The sequence below is a fragment of the Polyangiaceae bacterium genome, from assembly GCA_020633205.1.
Lineage (GTDB): Bacteria > Myxococcota_A > Polyangia > Polyangiales > Polyangiaceae > JAHBVY01.
Genome location: JACKEB010000013.1, coordinates 41,922 through 61,261, shown reverse-complemented (window position 1 = coordinate 61,261; position 19,340 = coordinate 41,922). Strand labels below are relative to the sequence as shown.

Below are 19,340 nucleotides of genomic sequence, written 5' to 3'. Positions count from 1 at the left end.
ATATCCCCACGGATATTAAGCTTCACCCCGAGTGGGTGCCGGTCAGCCCAAAGGTCCGTTCGAGGCTTCGAGCCTCGGTCTTCGCGCAGCGAAAGACGATGCGTGCCCATCCAAACTCGCTCCGGAGTGGGAACGTCACCGTGGTATCCGCCGCGGACACGCGGACGACCGCCCCGGAGCCGTTGACGTTGAGCAGCGGCCCAAGCTCGCATGCCATGTTCCCGCGCTGGGCGAGCACACGAGCGTCCTCGACCCACATCGACATCAACCGATCCGCAACGGTCAGAATGCTCGTCTCGTCGAGCATGTCTTGAGCGACATCCAGGGCTTTCTGTGCGAGCCCTGCAGCGCATCGGCGCTGCATCGAGAAGTAGATCTGCCGCTTCTGCGCTCCCATCAGCTCCGTGAGCCACACGAAGTCACCTCGATGCACCACCCCCCGCGCGACTTCAGGTGCCTCCACGTGGAAACCAACACGGGCAAAGCGGCGCGTCACTTCCAGCCAGGCGATCAGCATGCACTCCACGATCTCGGGAGAGAGCACCATCACCTCTTCCTCTACGGGACGCACACTGGTTGTTTGAGGGCGACGCTTCGCCATCAGCTTCCGCCGCTGAACCTCCAGTCGGCGTTTGGAGGCGAGAAATCGAATCGTTTGCGGCTGCGGTCTTCCGCCCAGATGAATGCAAACAGCCTCTACGCCGTGCCGCGCGAGTCGTTCGGCTAGCGCCGGATTGCCCCGAGCGCCCGGGGGAAGGAGCAACGCGCCGCTTGGGCTCAAGACGGGTTCGTCGATGCGGTAGCCGGTGCCTAGGTCGAGCGGTGGGATCGAAATGCGGTTGTGCTCCTCACACACGCGCTCCGCTTCCATCTCGGAGTCGACGAAGAACACTTCATCGATGCCAAGGGACTGCAAGAGGCTGATATGGTCCTGGCGCAGCTCTTCACCTTGCGCGAACAGCTCACGACCGTCACGGGCTACGACTCTAGAGAGGAGCTTGCCTGGTAGCAGCTCTCGGGACGAGACGGCTCGCATCAACCGACTCCTCTTCGGGTCATGAGTTCCTGCCGCAACTCGTCCAAGCCAGCCAGGCGCTCAGCTGTGGTGGTGGGCTTGCCGTGCCCCGTGCCGAGCCAGCCGGCAATGACCAGCGCAGCTGATACGGGTTCCGCGGAAGCCGAGGATAAATCCATGCGGTAAGCAAACTGAGGGCAGTCCCCCGCCCTGAGACTCAGTCCTTCCCCAGAAATCACGACTGGCGTCGCCAACTCGAAGGCGCCAAAGTGCGCCAAGAAGGCGCAGCTCGCCAGGCGCACCTGCTCTGCCAAGCCAAGCAGCGTCGAGGTCGCCGCGATTTCGCGGTCCCACATCCGGTCGGAGCGCGCAGAGGTTCCCAGACGGTTTGCCAACTCGCCCTCGGGCGCGACCACAACTCCACCCTCGGATGGCCCCGCGATCGACAGCAGTGCGATCTCGCGTTCGCGCAGCACCTTGGGGAAGGGACACGCTTGAATGTCGCAGTGCTCACCCAAGCTCGCGCCGAGTTCCCCGGTGACCGAGTGGAGCAGCCGTTCGACACTCGGCCCTCCAACGCCCAGGATCAGCTGCTGGATCCGCTGAACCCGCTGGGCGCAGGCCAGCACGTTACCATCGCAAACAACTGCGCGAGCGTGCTGTCCCCAGCGCTTGCGGTCCAACGCGGAGTCGCCGGCTATCACGAGCACGGCCTCTTCGTCTGGCTCGAAGCGCTGCACCGCTTCCCCACTGCTCACCAGCGGACTCACCACGCTCTTGGCACCCAGGATCGCCTGCAGCTCACGCTCCAACGAAACCGCACCACCGAGTAGGAACACTCGTCTCACGCGATCGAAAACGGCCGCGGGAACTGCGCCTTAAGGAGTTTTCGTAGGCTCGTCGCCGTTCCTTCAGTCCCCCTTGATTTTGGGGGTGAGAGGCGCGCCGTGGCGCGGCTCACCAATCGTAGCGGAATAGCTTCGCAGCCAGCGCGCCGCTCATCAGACTGAAGCGCCGTGGCTGCCCCAGGTCGAGTAAGGCTTCAGCATCCGGATACCCAGAAAAGAGGATTGCGCGGGCGGTGGGTATCTCGCGCAGTCGGTCGCCGAATGTACGATAGAAGCCCTCGAGCTGGAGGCGATTGCCACCCGAGATGCGTTCTCCAAAGGGCAAATTGGAGACGATAACCGGTCGCTCTCCTGGAGGCGTCAGCTTGCGGGCATCCAAGCGACGGGGCGAGAGGAAGCGGTCGAGCCCCGCGGCGTGCACCTGTAGCTCGGCGCTCTGAACCGCGCCGGAGTGGTAGTCGCTGAGTTCGATGGGCGCGGGCAGCTCAGCCAGCTGTTGTTCCCGCGCGGAACCACGCACCTCGCGCAACGCCGCGGTCAGCTCGGACTGCTCATGGGGCCAAAACTCGCAAGCGAACTGGCGGCCAAGCCCTGGCGCGCGCTTCAGCGCCCGCCAGGCTTGTTCGATTGCCAATGTGCCGCTCCCGCAGCACGGATCCAAAAACGGGCGCTGAACATCCGCGTGACCGAGCGCCAGAATCGCCGCCGCAAGCGTCTCACGCATGGGTGCAGCGGCATCGGGATCACGGTAGCCGCGGCGCGACAACGAAGCTCCAGCTAGATCCAACGAGAGGCTCGCCTGGGTGCCTTCCCAATGGAAAACGTAACGCAACCGCGGGCGCTTCGTGTCCACGCTTGGGCGCTCCAGACCTCGCGCGCGGAAGCGGTCCACGAGGCAGTCTTTCACTCGCTGAGCGGCGAACAAGCTGTGAGTCCAAGGACACGAATGGAGATGAGCGTCGATGGCGAAGCTGTCGTTCCGTCCACCATGCGATTCGAAGGGATAGTTCAAGAGCCCCGCGACCAGCTCAGCTTCATCCCGCGCTTCGAGTTGCAGCACACGCCACAACAACTTGTGAGCGATGCGCGACTCAACCAAAATCCGCGCGGCAATATTCCAACCAGCAACAAGCTCGACGGCGCCACGGCCAGTGCCTTTGACTCCGGTCGCGCCCAACTGCTCGAGCTCGAAACGTAGCGCTCGCTCGGTTCCGCGCGCGCAGGTGACCACCAAATCCAAACTCATGCAGCCCTCTTGAGGCGTAGTATCACGATCTCGGGAGCGACCCCCAGCCTGATGGGCAACCCGCTGGTGCCAAGGCCAGCAGACACATGAAGCTGCATCGACCCGAGGGAAACCAAACCGCGACTGTGTTGACCCATCGCGCGCGCGACGTTGAAGCGCCGGCTCAAGAAGGGGACGCCAACCTGCCCTCCGTGAGTGTGCCCCGCGAGCACCAAATCAACGCCCCGGCCTACAGCCCGCTCGGCCCAGCTCGGGTAGTGCGAGAGCAGCACGGTGAAGCCGACAGGGCGCTCCGCGAGCGTTAGCTCGAGATCTGCCGTCTGGGTGTACGGATCCCCGAGTCCGGCGACCACTAGACGCTCTCCGGGAGCAAGGTCCACAGCCCGCCACGCGTTGTGCAGGACGCAGAGGTCGTGGGCGCCAAGCTCCATCCTGAACTTCTCTGCGTTCCACTGATCATGGTTGCCGAGAATCACGAACACCCCACGCCGTGCGGAAAGGGCACCAAGCACCTCGGCGGCAAGCGGATAGCCCCAAGTCCCACTCGTGACCAGGTCACCGGTGACCGCGACCAAATCCGGTTTCAGGGCGTTGACTCGCTCCGCCCAGCGCAGGCCGACGCGCGTGGAATCGAAGCTACCGATGTGCAGGTCGCTGAGGTGCGCAATGCGAAAGCCCTCGAGGGTTTGAGGCAGGTCTTTGCATACGACGTCCAGCTGTCTCACCACGAACCATCGGCGACGAACGAACACTCCGTACGCAGCGATGGCGCTGCCCATGAGGTACGCGGACAGCGGAGCAGCAGCCAGCACGCCAGCGCGCCAAGCGATCAGCACACCAAGGGGCAGCATCACGAGCCCAAGCAGCACGCCGATCAGGTGCACGAACACGAGCTCGATGCCCCAAACCACCAGTCGCGAGCGCTGCTTGTCGTCGAACAAGTTCCACAGGCGGCTCAGCCCCAGCGGCAGGGCGACGCCCAACCAGATTACCGCGTGGATACGGTATCCGAGCGTCCAGGCACTCGCAAAAACCAATAGATGGGCGAACGCAGCGATGCTCCGCAGCCCCCACACAAAACGCAATCGGCTGCGCGCCGATCTGGCACGCAGCCTAGAAAGCGACGCCTCGGAGGCGTCGAGGGCGTCGTGCGCCGTGCTCAACCGCCGTTGATGAACTTGAGCAGAGCTGCCTTCGGGACGGCACCGGTATGGGTCGCGGTGCGCTCGCCATTCTTGAACAGCATCAAGGTGGGCACACTGCGAATAGCGTACTTCGAAGCCGTGACCGGGGACTCGTCGATGTCCACCTTGCCGACCTTCAGGCTGCCCTTTAGCTCCTCGGCGACCTGTTCGACGATGGGGTTCAACATCTTGCAGGGGCCGCACCAGGTCGCGCTGAAGTCGACCAGGACGGCGCCATCGCTCTTGATGACCTCTTCGTCAAAGTTGAGGTCGTTGAACTCCTTCACGTTCTCTGATGCCATGATCTCTCGTCTTTCCTCTGCGTAGTCGGCGTGGCCGCCTGCCACGACGCCCAGCGGACGCACAACATAGTGCGGAAGTCCGCCGCCGCAAACCTGTTCGGTCGCCTGGCGTCGAGCAGAGGTCTAAAGCGGCGAAGTGGGCTTGGCAAGCAGGCCCGTAGGCTGTTCGCGGGCGGTCGCGAGAGTGCGGGACGGTCCCATGTGGGCGAAGAGACTGTTCTTTGTTCGCACCTGCCGGCGGCAGCCTGTCGGTTCGCACCCCGGCGCTGCGGCCAGCGTTGGTGGCTTTCCCTGCTGCGGCCCCCTTGTTGACTCCGAGCCTTTCGACTTCACTGGAGCATCGACGAATGAGCGGCGGAGAAGTCACAGCCACCCTGAGCATCGCGCGGTCGAGTGACGGGCGCGATTTGTACAGGCCACTTCCTGGCTTGGTGCTCCTGTTCACTGAAGGGCGCCGCGTCGATCTCGTGCCGTCCAGCGGGCCGGCGCCCCGCGCAGTCGAAGAGCCGGTGCGCATCGGACGCGAGGCCTCGACGGACTTTTGCCTCCCCGACCAGCACGTCTCCCGACTACACGCGATCGTCGAGCCCGCTGGCGGCGGGCTCCTGGTGCGCGACCAGGGAAGTCACAACGGTACCGGCGCCTTGTTAGCACGCCCCGAGACCGGCACGCTTCACTCTGCCACCACGCTTCACTACGTGAGTATCCGCACGGAATTACTTGTCCCCTTCGACAGCATTCTGCGCATGGGCAACACGTTGCTCTACGTGACCGACGACGTTCAGGCCTTCCAGCAGCCGGGGCACGGGCTCACCCTGCTAGGGGGTCCGTGGCTCCGGCGCCTGGTCGATCCCCTGAGCGGCGCGCTCGCAGCCTCCGAAGCCGCGCTCTTGGAGGGTGAGACCGGCACCGGCAAGGAGCGCATGGCTCACGAGCTTCATGTTCTGAGTCAACGTCAGGGGCCGTTCGTGGCGGTCAACTGCGCCGCGTTGCCCGCCGAGCTGATCGAATCGGAGCTATTCGGCCACGTCAGGGGCGCGTTCTCTGGCAGCAAAGACAGCCGCCAAGGCTTGTTCCGGAGCGCCGATGGCGGAACGTTGCTCCTGGACGAGATTGGCGACCTGCCGCTCGCCGCCCAGAGCAAGCTGCTCCGTGTGCTCGAAGAGCACGCAGTGCGCCCGGTGGGACAAGACCGCGCCGAACCAGTCGACGTGCGGGTGCTTGCGGCCACGAACCGCGACCTGCAGCGCATGTGCACCGACGGTTCGTTCCGTGAGGATCTATACCATCGCCTCGCAACGCTGCGGCTGCGCTTGCCGCCGCTCCGCGAGCGGCGCTACGATATCCCGGCGCTCGCCTGCCACTTCCTCGACGGCCTGCAACCGGATGCTGCGATTCGCCTCACCGCGGGCGCAGTGGAGGGCCTGCTAGCGCGATCCTGGCCAGGCAACGCCCGCGAGCTACGCAACACCGTTCGCGCGTCGGGTCTTGCAGCGCGAGCCGCAGGCCGCAGCGAGGTGCGCCCAGAGGATCTGCTGGACCTCGACGCTCCTCCGTCCCGACCTGCTTGGAGCGCTCATAGCGAGCCACCCCTCGTTCCGCCCCAGAGCGGAGTTCACTTGAAGCCTTCGCGCGTCGACGTCGAGTCGCTTCAGAAGGAGCGCCTGGTCACGGCGCTCGAGTTGTGCGGTGGAAACGTCGCAGAAGCGGCCCGCCGCTTGAACATGCGGCGGGCCCGGCTCTACGAGCTCTTCAATCGCTTCGGCATCAACCCGGAAACATTCCGTCCGGAAAAGTAGTACCGACGCACGAGCTCACTTCGGCGGTGCCTGGGAGCAGAAGCTGTTCACGCACTCGCCCTGACAGCAGTCAGAGCTGACTTCGCAGTGCCCGCCCTCGGGAGCACAGGTCTGGTTGCCCGGGTTTCCGCACACCAGACTTCCGCTGCCGTTCGGATCGTCGATGCACGAACCGGTGCAACAATCGCTGCCAACACTGCAGCCCTCACCATCCTGACGGCACGGATCCAGGGCCCAGAAGCCGCGCATATTGGGCTGGTTGATGTCTTGTCCCGGCACCCAGAAGGCCGAGTGGCTCGGGTCAGTACCAGCCGTGGGATTCATGTCGATCGCCGCCACCCAGAGCTGCTTGACCTCGGCTGCGCTACCGAGCAGACGGTTCCCCAACGTCCGTCGAGAAGTGAACACGACCCAGAAGTACCCACCCGATGCCACCGGCGCGAAGGTGGGCTCGTAGTTCAAGTGGCGATCGCGATCCCCGGCTCCAAACGGATAGGTGGTGCCGTTCAGGCGATCGAGGGGAATTTCCACCTGGGTACCGTCGACCGCAGCGATAGAGAGATCTGCGGCTCCGCTTCGCGTGTCGTAGGGACCGCGGTGGAACACGGCCCACTTGCCGTTGGGGCTAACGCTTGGGTACGCAATCGTCGCGCCGCTGGCCGCGAGGGCGACCTTGCGTTCGTTGGCAAACGCCGGAACGCCAGCTCCGAGTGTCGCGTCCATCGCATGCAGATCCCGAGTGCTCGGGTCGATGAACAGCAGTGAACTGCCGTCGGGAGCGAAGGCGGGGAGCCCGACGACGCGACCGTCGAGTGCGGTACCAGGGACCGCGGCACCAGTGGCTACATCGTACACCCCGGGCAAGTCGTTACCGACCCAACGCCACTCAGGCAACCCGGAGTTCATCACGGCGTACTGGCCGTTGGGGGTGAGAGCGCTCATCGCCCAGCCGCGTCCGCGCGCCGTCGCGGTGACCGATCCGGCCTGGAGATCGAACACGCTGGAGTCCGAGTCAGTGGCAGACTGCGCCTTGCCGTTGCCGAGCACCAGCGTGTTGCCATTGGCGCTCACGGTGTGGCACGTCGTGCACCCGTCGGTGACGCCCGCCTGAGCCAAGAAGTCTTCTGGCGCGCCCGCTCCGGGGCTGATGCGCAGCACGCGGCCGGGAGAGTTGGCCCAGTAGTAGACCGAGCCGCGCAAGCTGCCTGTCGCGAAACGCCAGCTCTGCTCCATCACCTTGCCGACGCCACCGCCGGCGTCCATCCGCGAAACAGTGATCTGGACGGGAGTGCCGTCACTCGACTCAGTCAGCTGGGTCCAGGCGGCGTTGTCGAAGTCGTGAGCGCCCTCGGTCGCAACGAAGTAGCGCGTGTAGTCTGCGTAGGTGGAGCGTACGGAGACGCGCATCTTGTCGCCACCGGCAAAGCCATTCCACATCAGGCGCGGAGGCAGTAATCCTTGCGGAAATACCGTCGAGTCGTAGGGGTAGAGCCAGCTCGCGGTGGGGTCCGGATTGACGGCACCATCCAAGGCCGCGATGTCTGAAGGCGTCACCTCTGGTGCCGTATCCGTGAGGGTCAAGCGCACCTTGATTTGGCTCGTCGCCGTGAGGCTGCCTGACGCCGCCGTGAGGGTCACCTCTCCCCCGAGATCCCCGACCGCGCTGACCTCGTTCGTGGCGCTATCGAAGTCTGCGATGCCACCTCGGGACAGCGCCCAGCCAGTGGGCACCACGTCTTCTTTGCTGCCGTCGTCCTTGACGAGGCGAGCCGTGACCGCCACGGGGGTCGACACACCGTTGAGCACGTCGATTTGGATCGCCGGAGGATCGAGCTCGAGGCCCACCACCTGGGGCACGTCGATGATGCCGCCGCTGCCGCCCTGATCCGTACCGCCGCTGGATGAACCACCGGTGCCAGCCGTTCCGCCATCACCGCCCAGAGTCCGGCCTCCGCCGGACGATTCAGCGCCGTCACCGCCGCAGGCGGAAGTCGCGAACGCAGCGCTGCAAGCCAGAGCGAGGAGGGTGGCAAGCCAGCGCGAGCTACGTGTCGAAGAGGGAGCCAGAAGTCGCATACGCGCCTACCAACGCAAGCGCGATGCCAGCTCAGAAGTAGGGCACTTCGCTCGGGAAGCAGGTGTTCGGCCAGCTGGGCCGGACACTGTGACCCGGACAACCGCTAGTACTATCCAGTACTTAGCCAAGGAAAAGTGTACGGCTAGTGTCCGTACACCCGCCGCTCACTCGAACGGAACGACGCGTACACCAAACCCCCAGAGCGCTTCGCGCCGAAACGCGAGGAGCCCCTTTCCGTGACCTAAGGCGAGGGAGTTGAAGACCTGCACCTCGCCCCATTTGCCGGGAAAGATCAGTCCCGTGAGGTTCCGCAACAGGTAGTTATCCGGGGTACGCACGCGTTCGTCTTCGAAGCTCAATTCGGTCCCGAAGAGGTACTCCCCAAACGTCGAGTTGAAAGGCTGCAGGCCGTCGCTCAGCAGCCAGTGCAAGATCAAATCAAAGCCTGGACCGACGCTGTAGGAGCGCTCGTATTGCCTCCCGAAGAAGTACTTCAACTGAGCACGCGCCTCGAAGTTGAAGTCTCCCAACGGTATCCTCACGGCAACGTCTGGCATGACAAAGTTGTCGATGTTCGGTACGTCGGCGTAGCGACCCTCGTTGCCGTCCCGGGAGCCGCTGAAGTGCTCGCTCTCATGGCGCAGCGACAACGCAAACTCCAGGCACCCCCGCTCCCCGAAGGTATGCTCACCAAAGGAGTCCAGTGACAGCGCCGCGGTGAGGCCGTTGGAACCGCGCCAGAGCAAGCCGACGAGCGGCAAGATCAGCTGGTCCCCGGCGTCTCCGGACGTCAGCGGACGCTCGCTCTCGAGCTCGATCAAGCCGTAGAACCCAAAGCGCAGCGAGAGATCCGGTGTCTCGAGCCCCACGAATGCGAAGTCCCCGCCAGCCATTTCCGCGGTGTAAGGCGTGATCTGATACGCCAGAGCCGGCGTATCTCGAGAAGCGGAGCGCCCGTGGCTGATGACGCGCGACGACCCCGGCAGCACCGTCCACTTCGCGCCCTCTCGCTCCGCAAGTGGCGTTGGCTTCGCGTGCCCGTCCACGCAGTAGAGGATCACCAGCAGCGCACCGAGAGCAACCGCGACGGGGAGACAAGCAGCCCGGCGCATCACAGCTCCAACCGATGGCTGACCAAACGCACGCCGGGCTCGGGTGCGCCTGGCTGGCTTTGATCGGGACTCGAAAGGTAGCTGAACCAGATCTCATCCCCTGCCCCGAGGCTTGGGTGCTGAGCCAGATCGTGGATGCCGAGAAACCCGTCCGGCACACCGTCAAAGACGTGATGAGTCAGGCTATTCACCTCACTGGGCGAGCCCCCGACTTTCCCCTGTACTTCGTTGGAGAGGACCGGTGGAAAAGCAAAGACGTATTTTCCTATATGGGAATTGTACGCAACGCTGAGCTCGCCCATCCCCGCAAGAATCGCCGCCGCCTGCTTCGGCTCGCTCTCCCAGTCGAAGGCCCCGCGGTACTTCCAGGCCGCCGGGTCCGAGATGCCCGCTAGCGGTGCCCGACCCACCCTGCAAGTGTCGTCGAAGGGTCCCTCGTTCACGCAGCGATAGCTGTAGACGAGCCCGTCCTGGCCTAGCAGCGCGGAGCGGCCCCAAACCTGCGGCTCCAGCCAGGTCAAGCTTGGTTCCTCGGGGTAATAACCGGGAGCGAGTCGAACAGCCGCGCCGTCCGCGTCCAGCGCAGCCACACCGACCCCGACCACTTCGACGTCGAAGAAGCCACGCACGAACTCCTTGCGGTAGAACACGAGCCCGCGTTCAGCGCCCTGCCACTCCGTCACGAAACCGGAGAGAGGCGTGAGCACGAGCTCACCTCGTGCTGCGTCCAGCTCAGTCGCGTCCGGCTCCAACAGCTTGAGCAGAGCGCCTTGGGAGTCCCTCAGGTAGTCGAAGGCGTAGCCACACTTGGTATCGGCCGGGCTCACGCGCGCGCCAATGGTGCCCAGCGACTGACCTTGCGCATCGCTGGCTCCGGGGAAGATCCACAGCGGGCCTGCGCTGAATGCCAAGCTGAAGCCGCCGCTGAAAGCCACCGCCGGCGCCGCTGGCTCGATGACGCAGCGTTCAGTCGCTGCACCCGAAAGCGCCGTAGTGAGCTGCTCGTCCCCAAGGCGCTCGGAGCAGCCAGCGAGCAGCAGCGCACCTAACCCCCAAACCCCGTGCGTCGCCGTTCGCCGCACTGACCGAACGCCGTGTTCGACTCGCCCCATCGGCCGTCGAGCATAGCCGAGCAAGCAGCCGCGGAGCCACCGGGGCGTTTTCCGCGGAGCTATCCCTGGTGGAGCACCGCCTCCAGCTCCTCCGCGTGGGCCGGCTGCAGGAACTTCTTGGGCCAGGCATCGGGCTTGTCTTCCAGGATCCACACCCCTTCGCCACGGGGAACCGGCTGCTCCAAGATCACTCGCGCGGCTCGTGACGCGCAGGCCTCGGGGGTCTCCCAACGGCGCTTCATCCAGCGCGTCGCCCGCCCCATGAGTCCCTCCCCCACTCCCAACTCGGTGCGCACCACGCCAGGGTGTAGCAGCATGACCTCGAGCTCCGGGTGCTCCAGGGCGAATTGCCGTGCGTAAATCGCGCCGCACAGCTTGGTATTGGCGTAGGTCTTCACGCGGCTGAAGTCGGTTCCTTTGGGCGTCCGTTGTTTATCCCAACGTCCCATCACCTTGAGCAGCCCGGCGCTAACGAACACGACGCGCGGCGGGCGATCCAACGTCCCGCGGAGCGAGGGGAGCAGCGACTCGTTTAGCTCACGCGTCCCGACGTAGTTCACCGCGAAGCCCCGCTCGAAGCCTTCCATCGTCAGCTCGCGCTTCGTGGGCCAGATCCCCGCGTTGTGAATCAAGAGGTCGATCGCAGGCATCGCCTCGCGGATACGTTCAGCGAGCTGCCGCGCACCCTGACGGGTGGAGAGATCTCCCGTCACCACCTCCGCCTCCGCACCAGCACGCCTGACCAACTCGCACGTCGCCTCGAGCGCGTCTCGACGCCGCGCTGTCAACACCAGGCGTCGCCCAGGCGCAGCCAACGCTACCGCCAGCGCAGCACCTATCCCGCTACTCGCCCCGCTCAGCACGATCGTTCGCTCACTCATCGCTGCCTCCTTCTGAACAGAAGGCCTGGGGCCAACTGAACGAATCGTCCAGTTGTATTTTTAATACAACTAGCGGCGGCGCGCAGCGGGCACAAAATCGCGCGGTTTTCTCCAGGTTTCTGCCTAGCGCCAATTCAGGCGGCGACGGCGTTGCGCCGAGGGGCGGGGCTTGCAAGGCTCCTGGGGATGGTGCAGCCCCAGCGGCGAGATGGCGAGAAGCGGCGGGATGCGATCCTGAACGCTGCCCTGCGCTGCTTCACCCGGACAGGCATCTTGAAGACCAGCCTCGAGGATATCCGCGCGGCGTCGGGCTCGAGTCAGAGCAGCTTGTATCACCACTTCGGCGGTCTCCAGGGCATCGCCCACGCGCTCCTGCAACGTAGCTTCGAGCATATGTTCACGGATCTGCGCGCGGCGCTCGAGGGGGTGAGCACAGCCCGAGCGGCGGTGCACGCGCTGACCCACGCCTACCTCAGCTGGGTGTTCCAAAACCGCGAGGAAGCGACGTTCGTCTACCAGATGACATCCCTGGAGATGCCAGAGGACCAACGAGAGCCCTTCCTGGCCTTCAAGGCTGAGCTGTATGCACCCATCGTCGAGCGCTTGAGCCCATTCATCCTGAAGGGAGAGCTCCCGAACCTCCCGCCGCAACTCTACGATGTGATCGTACTTGGCCCGGCCCACGAAGCCGGACGCCGCTGGACCGGAGACGCACCCTACCTGGAACAGGCGTGGCTGCTTCAGCACGTCCCCGAGGTCGCTTGGAACACCGTCAAGTATTTGAGGCGTCAGTGCGACTCGGCTCCAGGCACTCCGCCGCAAACCCCAGGGAAATGAATCCCAGAGCGTTCGCCAGTCCGTGATAGCGAATCATCTGGTTCAGATCCAGCCAGCTGACGCGGAGAACCACGGAGAGCGACCAGGCCAGGGCCAAGCTCATCGTCAACAGGGGCACCAGCGCGCTGAGGCTCCGCAGCAGGCGCACAAGGCCGGTGCCAGCCTTTGCGCGCAGCGCTCCAAACGCGTAGCTCCAGATGGGGAGCACCATGCAGGCGGTCCCGAACAGCGCCAAGACCGGTGAGAACGTGATCCCCAGGGCAACACTTGGCACGCCCAGCGCCAGCAACGCCACCTCCGCCCACTGCCGAACGCTCGAGCCACCGGCGCGAAACAGGCCGCGACTCAGTAGGATCGGCGTGGCAAAGCCGGCAAAGTGAAAGTGCGCCGCGGTGAGCCCCGCCCAGAGTCCAGAAAAGCCGAGCACCGTCCAGCCCATGCGCTCTGCGAGGTGCCAGGCCCCGGCCACCGGTAGCAGCAAAAGGCCGAGGTTGCTACACACAGACGCCGGCTGCCTGAAGCGTCGCCTGAGCTCCAAGGCGCCCACCAGCGCCACGGCCAGACAGAAGCCTAGGTAGAGCGAGGCGAGTACGCCAACCCACGCCGCGTCAATTTCCCCAAGGAAACTTAACACGCCAAGTAGCGCGCAGAGCGGCCACACGGCGAGCAGGCGTCGCCGCGAGCTCGCTCCCAGCGACGCGAGCTCGAGCCCCAGCGGCACTGCAACCCACATGCCCCACGCCACCGCGAAGGCAACCTTGTCGAGGACACCGCTCGACCCGAGGACCAGGAGCACCAGCGCTGCAAAGGCTGCGGCGCCGAGCGCCCAGCGCCTGCCGCTCGTCGTCGCCGCGCTCCGTTCGGGACCCACCGCGGCTCAGCGTGGCTGCAGCGCGCCGCACGAAGCAAGGGAATCCGGCTCAAACTGCTCGCTTGCGGCGGATGTGGAAGCAGACGATTGCCAAGCTCGGCGTGTTCACGCTACTCGGGTCAGTGCCGAGCCATGGACGCAGCGCGCCGCCTCGATCACTGGAAACAAGAGCTGCTCGATCTCAGCTATCGAAACGCCTTGTTGAACTTCAAGAGCCCACGCGACGGAGGTCGCCGGGCCCTCGAGCTGCGCTCTCCCGGGCTGCCCGCGCTACTGGCTACGCTGAGCGACGGAAAGCAGCTCAGCCTGAGCAGCGCCAGCGAGTTGCCGCCACGACGGGTGGCCCCGGTAGGTGAACTCGGGCAGAGCCCGCCCGAGCCGGACCCCGTGGTGACGGCACTCAGCCAACGCAAGCTCTACGTCGAGCAAGACACGACTGAGCTCGAACGGCGGTTGGTCTTGCTCGGCCGCGACGCGCGCCTCAGCCAAGAGGAGCTCGGCCTCAACACGTTGTTCTTGGCCCTTGGCAGCGTGCTTTTCCCCGAGGCACCAGGGAGCGACAAGTTGCGCCGCGCGCCCCTGCTCCTGGTGCCGGTCGAGCTCAAGCGCAAGGGGCCGACCAGCGCATTCAAGCTCAGCGCTTCGGATGAAGACGCCGTCTTCAACATCACGCTGCTCGAGAAGCTCAAGCGCGATTTCGGGGTCGAGCTCCCCGCGCTCCAAGGTGACCTGCCCAGCGACGAACACGGGATCCGCATCGACCAGATCCTCGCGGCAGTACAAGGCGCGCTCCCCCAGCTCCCCGGTGCACGCATCGAACAAAGCGCCTACCTGACCCACTTCTTCTTCACGAAGTTCTTGATGTGGCGCGATCTCGACGCGCACACCGAACGGCTCCTCGCCTCCCCTCTGGTGACGGCGCTCGCTAGCGGACAACCGCTGGCTGGTCAGGGAACCGAGAGCAGCTTGCCCCTGGCAGAAGAGCTGGACCGGCAGTTCAAGCCTCTGGACCTCAGCTGCGTCTACGACGCGGACTCGAGCCAAATGGCGGCACTCGCAGCGGCGCATGTTGGCCGTTCCTTCGTGCTCGAGGGGCCCCCAGGGACTGGCAAGTCGCAAACCATCACCAACCTGATCGCCCATTTCCTGAACACCCAGCGCTCAGTGCTCTTCGTCTCGGAGAAGCGGGCGGCCCTCGACGTTGTTCAGCGCCGCCTGAGCGCTGCGGGCCTTGGGCGCTTTTGCCTGGAGCTCCACTCGCACAAAGCGGGCAAAGCCCAAGTCGTCAAGCAGCTAGCCGAGGCCTTCGAGGCGGAGGTGGGAGAAGCGAACGACGCTCAGAGCCAAGCCCTGGCTCAAGAGGTCACAACTCTCCGCACGGAACTGAACCACTACGCAAGTGAGCTCCATCGTGAGCGAGACGGCGGCTTCTCCGTGTTCGAGATCCTTGGCCGGCGCTCCCTCGTCATGAGCGCCCCCCGCATCGAACATCGCTTGAATCCGGCCCTGGGGCGCGCCGCCCTGGATCAGCTGCTAACGAAGACCCGAACCTTCAAAGAGCGCGTGCATGGGGTGGGCGCGCTCGACCAACACCCGCTCCGTGGGAGCCGCCTGTCGGACTGGGACCCGCAGCTTCACGAACGGGTGCGCAGCCAAGCGCGGCAGCTCAGCGCGGTGCTGCAGCAAACCCAGCAGGTCGCGCAGTATCTCTGTGCGCCCCTCGGACAACCTCCCCCGAGCAGCCTGAGCGGGCTGCTTGCCCTCGACCACGCTTTCGATGCGCTGATCGCCTGCCCCAACCTGGGCCCGGGTTTGATCTCGGACGACGATCGCGCGGCGCGCAGCCAGCGCGCCGAAGCGCTAGCCCAAATGTGCAGCCTCAGCCGCGACGACGAGGCGTACCTCGGCGCACGCTACGCGATGGATCGCTTGTTCGCGCTGGATCTGTCCCAGCTGCGAGAGAAGCTCCAGCACGGCAACGGGGTCTTCAGCTTCGTTTCACTGTGGGGTGTTCGCAAGCAACTCGAAGGCGCGATCCGCATGCCAGCACTGCCCTCGAATAGCCAGCTGCTCGACGACGTCACGCGCGCAGAGCGCTTCCGAAAAAACCTCGGCGAGCTGAACGCCTTCGCTCCCCGGGCCGTTGAATTTCTGGGTGGCAACCCAACGGACTGGCGCTACTTCCCGGAGCAATACGCCTCGGCAAAGCAGCTGGCGCGGGACCTACGCGAACGCCTGACGCGCCTCGGCTTGAGCGTGCTTGGCGACACGCACGGACTGGTGCAAGCCCTCGCGTCGCCGGAGTGGGCGCGCCAGCGCGACTGGCTCAAGAGCGAGAAGGCAAAGCTACACGCGGGCCTCGCCGACCTAAGCCAACTAAGCCAAGCGCTTGCTAAGGAGCTTGGCTTCGATCTCGGCGTATTCGGCGCCCCAGAGGATCCGCAGTACCTCACGCGCCTCCGCGACCTCGCAAACCGCTGGCAAGAACTCGAGCCGCAGACCCTCCGCGACTACGCCCAGCTCAATCAAACGCGCGTGGAGCTCGACCAGGCCGGTCTCGACCAGCTGACGCGAGAGCTCTTGAGCGGGAACGCGCCAGGGGTGCTCGAGCACCTCGAAGTCAGCGTTGAGCGCGCCTTCTACGAGGCGTGGCTCAGCCACGACGCATTCAGCCATCAGCTGTTGTCGAGCTTCCGCGGGCGCGACCACGAGACGAAGATCGAACGTTTCCGTACGGTTGATCGGCAGTTGATCAAGGACGCACAGCCGCGCGTGGCCGCGATGCTAGCGGCGCGTAAGCCCGCGCTCGACGGCAGCGACGAGTCGGAGAGCGGCGTGTTGCGGCGAGAGATCCGCAAGCAACGCCAGCACCTCGCGATTCGGCGCTTGTTCCAGAAGGCGCCCAACGCCCTCCGCCGCCTCAAGCCGTGTGTGATGATGAGCCCGCTCTCCGTGGCGCGCTACCTCGATATTCACGGCCCACAGTTCGACCTCGTCGTGTTCGATGAGGCGTCTCAAGTCAGCGTCCACGACGCCATCGGCGCCCTGGCGCGCGCCAAGCAGGCGGTTGTCGTCGGCGACTCGAAGCAGATGCCGCCGACGAACTTCTTCATGAAGAAGCAGTCGGAGTCAGACACGGAAGACGATCTGCCCGATGACTTGGAGAGCATCCTCGATGAGTGCGCTGCCGCTGGCTTACCTGCCCTTAGCCTGCGCTGGCACTACCGCAGCCGCGACGAGAGCCTGATCGCTTTCAGCAACTCACGCTACTACGGCTCTGCGCTCTTCACCTTCCCCGGTCCCGTCGCGGACAAGTCAGCAATTGGTGTCTCCTATCAGCGCGTCGCTGGCGTGTACGACCGGGGTGGCAGCCGGACGAATCGCGTAGAAGCCGAAGCGCTGGTCGCCGAGGTGGTCGAACGGCTGAAGAACGGCGAGGAGAAGAGCTTTGGTGTAGTGACCTTCAACCAGCCACAGCAGATCTTGGTGGAGGATCTGCTGGAGGCCGCACGGCGCGCTCACCCCGAAATCGAGCGCTATTTCAGCGAAGATACGCTGGAGCCCGTGTTCGTGAAGAACTTGGAGAACGTGCAGGGCGACGAGCGGGATGTGATCCTGTTCAGCATCTGCTACGGCAACGATCCCACAGGGAAATTCTATCAGAACTTTGGGCCGCTCAACCTGGACGGTGGTCAGCGGCGCCTCAATGTCGCGGTGACTCGCGCTCGAGAGCAGCTCAAGGTCTTCGCGAGCATCAGTGGGGCGGACATCGGCTCGAGCGAAGCCAAGGGCAGCCAAGACCTGAAGCTCTTCCTCGACTACGCGGAGCGTGGGGCGATTGCCCTCACTGGCGAGGCACGCATCGACATGAGCCAGGATCGCTTCGGATCCCCGCTGGAGCGCGAAGTGTGCTTGGGCCTCAGGGGGTTAGGTCACACGGTTCATACCCAGGTCGGCGTTGCTGGTTACCGTGTGGATCTAGCCATCGTGGACCCTGCGGCGCCGGGGCGCTACCTCGTGGGCATTGAGTGCGATGGCGCGATGTATCACTCGGCCAAGGTCGCGCGGGATCGCGACCGCATCCGAGGAACGGTGCTCGAGCGCCTAGGCTGGCAGCTTCGCCGTGTCTGGAGCAGCGACTGGTGGCTCGACTCGAAGCGTGAGCTCACTCGACTGCATGAAGCCATCGTCGAGCTCAAAGCGCAGAGCGCCGAAGCTGCTCAGTCCCTGGTACCACCGACAGAAGACACACCAAGCGCCGAGCAGGCACCCACTCCGGCAGCGGATGAAGCCGCGCCTGCGCCTACAACGGAGGAAGTGGCGCCTGTATCCAAGGCGCCTCCAACATTGGTCGGAGACGAACCCGCGCCCGCGGGAGCCACGGTGTTGATGCCGGCGCCGGGAGAGCAAGCGGCAGCAGGCAGCCTGGGCGCGGTGCGTGAGACGTATGTGGTCACCAAGCTCAAGCTGCGCCAGGTAGAGGGCGACGCCTTCTATGAGCAAGATGCTGAGCTGGTCGCCGACATCACGCGCATTATCCACACAGAATCTCCAGTGAGCATGGAGCTGCTCACGAAGCGCCTCCTCGGTGCTTGGCCCCAGAGCCGTGTCACGTCGCGCGTGAGCCAACGCGTGAATGAGCTGGTAGACCGCGTCGTTCAGGCCTCCCCAATGGAAGCCGAAGGAAACGTGCTCTATCGCCACGGCGACCCGCTTCACCAACTCACGCGCTACCGGCCTCTGACGGAACCAGACGGACGTGAACTCTCGGACGTCCCCGTCCTTGAGCTGGCGGCCGCCGCGTTGGCCGTGCTGCAGCGGGACATCAGCCTACCTCGCGAGGAACTAGCCAAGCAGACGGCGCTGGAGATGGGCCTCAGCCGCTCGGGCAAGACCCTGAATCAGCTCTGCGATCAGGCTGTGGAGGTCCTGCTCTCGCGAGGCAAGGCACGCCTTCACGAGGGGCAAATCGTGCTCGTTTGAGGCATCAACTGCGCTCGAGCCAGGCGAGGGTCTCCAGATGCGCGGTGTGAGGGAACATATCGAACGCCGATAGACCGCGAAGCTCGAATCCACACGGTAATAGGAGTGCCAGATCCCGCGCCAAGCTGCTCGGGCTGCAAGAGCAAAGAGCGATCACACGTGTCGCGCGGCTTGCTAGGGCCGGCGCAGCCTTGGCGTCGAGCTTCAGCCCCGCGCGCGGCGGGTTCGCCAAGAGCAACTCACGCGGCTCGAGTCGATCGGTGATGTTCCTCGCGTCTGCGACTTCGGCGTGGTGCCTGAGCGCAGCTTGCCCCGGCAGCGCCGCGGCGCCGCGCTGCAAAGCGGCGATTGCGTGTGCGTCGACCTCGAACGACGCGCCGCTCAGACCATCGGCGAGCAGAGGCAAGCTGAAGTTACCCGAACCACAGAACAGATCGTTGAAGCTGCCGACCTCCGCCGCGCGCACCAGTCCACGCACTGCGGCCACGAGGGCGCGACTGACGGCGCTGTTCACCTGCACGAAGCTCGACAGGGGCACGCTGTAGGCAAAGCAGCCCGCATCCGATTCCTCGAGGAAGTACTCCAGGGTAGGCAGTGCAGCGTCCTGAGCGAACCCTACACGCCAGCCTTCTGGGAGCGCGCGGGTCAGGGCCTCACGAACTGTGGAGGTAGGCACGCTGGGCGCATACATGCAGAGCCCGATACTCCCGTCGTCACCTACGCGCAGCTCCAGGTGTTCTGCTGTGGCGAGTCCCTCCAGAGGACCAAGCGCCTGCAGCGTCGCGACCGCATGAGCTAGTCCGGGCACCAGCACCGCGCAGCTAGTTAGCTTCTTCGGGTTGAAGAACACCACTTCGCCCTGAGCGTCGATACGGAGTCGCAGTCGGTTGCGATAGCCGAGGTCAGAACCGGCGCGCACGAAGCTCGGCTCGGGTGGCGTCACTCCCAGGTCTGCGAAGGCACGCCGCAACGAGTCGAGCTTCCGCAGACGCTGGCCGTCGAGTTCCTGGTCGATCCAGGGACAGCCGCCACACTCCCGGGACACCGGACAACGCGGACTGAGTTGGTGAAGG

The 19,340-nt window shown here is 64.9% G+C and carries 14 protein-coding genes; 3 read left to right on the top strand and 11 right to left on the bottom strand.

The genetic code is table 11. The features are described from left to right. Positions 1 to 22: 22 nt before the first annotated feature. The 5 genes from H6718_16575 to trxA form a co-directional block, all read right to left on the bottom strand. Positions 23 to 1,036, bottom strand: a complete 1,014-nt coding sequence (locus H6718_16575) for a hypothetical protein (GenBank protein MCB9587016.1) — start codon at positions 1,034 to 1,036, stop codon at positions 23 to 25. After that, positions 1,036 to 1,863: a hypothetical protein gene (locus H6718_16570; GenBank protein MCB9587015.1), complete on the bottom strand. Its 828-nt coding sequence runs from the start codon at positions 1,861 to 1,863 to the stop codon at positions 1,036 to 1,038. Before H6718_16570 ends, H6718_16575 begins: the two co-directional genes overlap by 1 nt. 109 nt (positions 1,864 to 1,972) lie before the next feature. Then, positions 1,973 to 3,109 carry a hypothetical protein gene (locus H6718_16565; protein ID MCB9587014.1) on the bottom strand — a complete coding sequence of 379 codons (1,137 nt, stop codon included), beginning with the start codon at positions 3,107 to 3,109 and terminating at the stop codon, positions 1,973 to 1,975. Continuing rightward, positions 3,106 to 4,092, bottom strand: a complete 987-nt coding sequence (locus tag H6718_16560) for a metallophosphoesterase (GenBank protein ID MCB9587013.1) — start codon at positions 4,090 to 4,092, stop codon at positions 3,106 to 3,108. The genes H6718_16565 and H6718_16560 overlap by 4 nt, the downstream gene beginning before the upstream one ends. Before the next feature lie 176 nt (positions 4,093 to 4,268). Continuing rightward, positions 4,269 to 4,595: a thioredoxin gene (gene trxA, locus H6718_16555; protein ID MCB9587012.1), complete on the bottom strand. Its 327-nt coding sequence runs from the start codon at positions 4,593 to 4,595 to the stop codon at positions 4,269 to 4,271. Between the two features lie 347 nt (positions 4,596 to 4,942). On the opposite strand from trxA, the gene H6718_16550 reads away from it, so the two are divergent. After that, complete coding sequence (locus tag H6718_16550; GenBank protein ID MCB9587011.1) at positions 4,943 to 6,394, top strand: sigma 54-interacting transcriptional regulator; 1,452 nt, start codon at positions 4,943 to 4,945, stop codon at positions 6,392 to 6,394. 15 nt (positions 6,395 to 6,409) lie between these two features. Here H6718_16550 and H6718_16545 read toward each other — a convergent pair whose 3' ends face one another. From H6718_16545 to H6718_16530, 4 genes are all read right to left on the bottom strand, one after another. Beyond that, positions 6,410 to 8,470 carry a hypothetical protein gene (locus H6718_16545; GenBank protein ID MCB9587010.1) on the bottom strand — a complete coding sequence of 687 codons (2,061 nt, stop codon included), beginning with the start codon at positions 8,468 to 8,470 and terminating at the stop codon, positions 6,410 to 6,412. Between the two features lie 165 nt (positions 8,471 to 8,635). Next, positions 8,636 to 9,583, bottom strand: coding sequence for a hypothetical protein (locus H6718_16540; GenBank protein ID MCB9587009.1), 948 nt, complete (start codon positions 9,581 to 9,583; stop codon positions 8,636 to 8,638). Beyond that, positions 9,583 to 10,695: a hypothetical protein gene (locus tag H6718_16535; GenBank protein ID MCB9587008.1), complete on the bottom strand. Its 1,113-nt coding sequence runs from the start codon at positions 10,693 to 10,695 to the stop codon at positions 9,583 to 9,585. Before H6718_16535 ends, H6718_16540 begins: the two co-directional genes overlap by 1 nt. Positions 10,696 to 10,754: 59 nt before the next feature. After that, positions 10,755 to 11,576: an SDR family NAD(P)-dependent oxidoreductase gene (locus tag H6718_16530; protein MCB9587007.1), complete on the bottom strand. Its 822-nt coding sequence runs from the start codon at positions 11,574 to 11,576 to the stop codon at positions 10,755 to 10,757. A 186-nt stretch (positions 11,577 to 11,762) separates the two neighbouring features. Here H6718_16530 and H6718_16525 point away from each other — a divergent pair, with 186 nt between their 5' ends. Further along, positions 11,763 to 12,413 (top strand): TetR/AcrR family transcriptional regulator, encoded by a 651-nt coding sequence (locus tag H6718_16525; protein MCB9587006.1) that lies wholly within the window; start codon positions 11,763 to 11,765, stop codon positions 12,411 to 12,413. Here H6718_16525 and H6718_16520 read toward each other — a convergent pair. Continuing rightward, positions 12,349 to 13,284 (bottom strand): YndJ family protein, encoded by a 936-nt coding sequence (locus tag H6718_16520; protein ID MCB9587005.1) that lies wholly within the window; start codon positions 13,282 to 13,284, stop codon positions 12,349 to 12,351. The genes H6718_16525 and H6718_16520 overlap by 65 nt on opposite strands. A gap of 132 nt (positions 13,285 to 13,416) precedes the next feature. Between H6718_16520 and H6718_16515 the strand changes: the two genes are divergently transcribed. Then, positions 13,417 to 18,267 (top strand): DUF3320 domain-containing protein, encoded by a 4,851-nt coding sequence (locus H6718_16515; protein ID MCB9587004.1) that lies wholly within the window; start codon positions 13,417 to 13,419, stop codon positions 18,265 to 18,267. A 4-nt stretch (positions 18,268 to 18,271) separates the two neighbouring features. On the opposite strand, the gene H6718_16510 is transcribed toward H6718_16515, so the two are convergent. Beyond that, on the bottom strand, positions 18,272 to 19,312 hold the full coding sequence (locus tag H6718_16510; protein ID MCB9587003.1) for a class I SAM-dependent RNA methyltransferase: 1,041 nt from the start codon (positions 19,310 to 19,312) through the stop codon (positions 18,272 to 18,274). Between the last annotated feature and the right edge of the window lie 28 nt (positions 19,313 to 19,340).

Bases quoted from the DNA above. Each gene is read 5' to 3' on its own strand.
- H6718_16575 (MCB9587016.1), bottom strand. From the start codon at position 1,036: ATGCGAGCCGTCTCGTCCCGAGAGCTGCTACCAGGCAAGCTCCTCTCT.
- H6718_16565 (MCB9587014.1), bottom strand. From the start codon at position 3,109: ATGAGTTTGGATTTGGTGGTCACCTGCGCGCGCGGAACCGAGCGAGCG.
- trxA (MCB9587012.1), bottom strand. From the start codon at position 4,595: ATGGCATCAGAGAACGTGAAGGAGTTCAACGACCTCAACTTTGACGAA.
- H6718_16550 (MCB9587011.1), top strand. From the start codon at position 4,943: ATGAGCGGCGGAGAAGTCACAGCCACCCTGAGCATCGCGCGGTCGAGT.
- H6718_16545 (MCB9587010.1), bottom strand. From the start codon at position 8,470: ATGCGACTTCTGGCTCCCTCTTCGACACGTAGCTCGCGCTGGCTTGCC.
- H6718_16540 (MCB9587009.1), bottom strand. From the start codon at position 9,583: ATGCGCCGGGCTGCTTGTCTCCCCGTCGCGGTTGCTCTCGGTGCGCTG.
- H6718_16535 (MCB9587008.1), bottom strand. From the start codon at position 10,695: ATGGGGCGAGTCGAACACGGCGTTCGGTCAGTGCGGCGAACGGCGACG.
- H6718_16530 (MCB9587007.1), bottom strand. From the start codon at position 11,576: ATGAGTGAGCGAACGATCGTGCTGAGCGGGGCGAGTAGCGGGATAGGT.
- H6718_16525 (MCB9587006.1), top strand. From the start codon at position 11,763: ATGGTGCAGCCCCAGCGGCGAGATGGCGAGAAGCGGCGGGATGCGATC.
- H6718_16515 (MCB9587004.1), top strand. From the start codon at position 13,417: ATGGACGCAGCGCGCCGCCTCGATCACTGGAAACAAGAGCTGCTCGAT.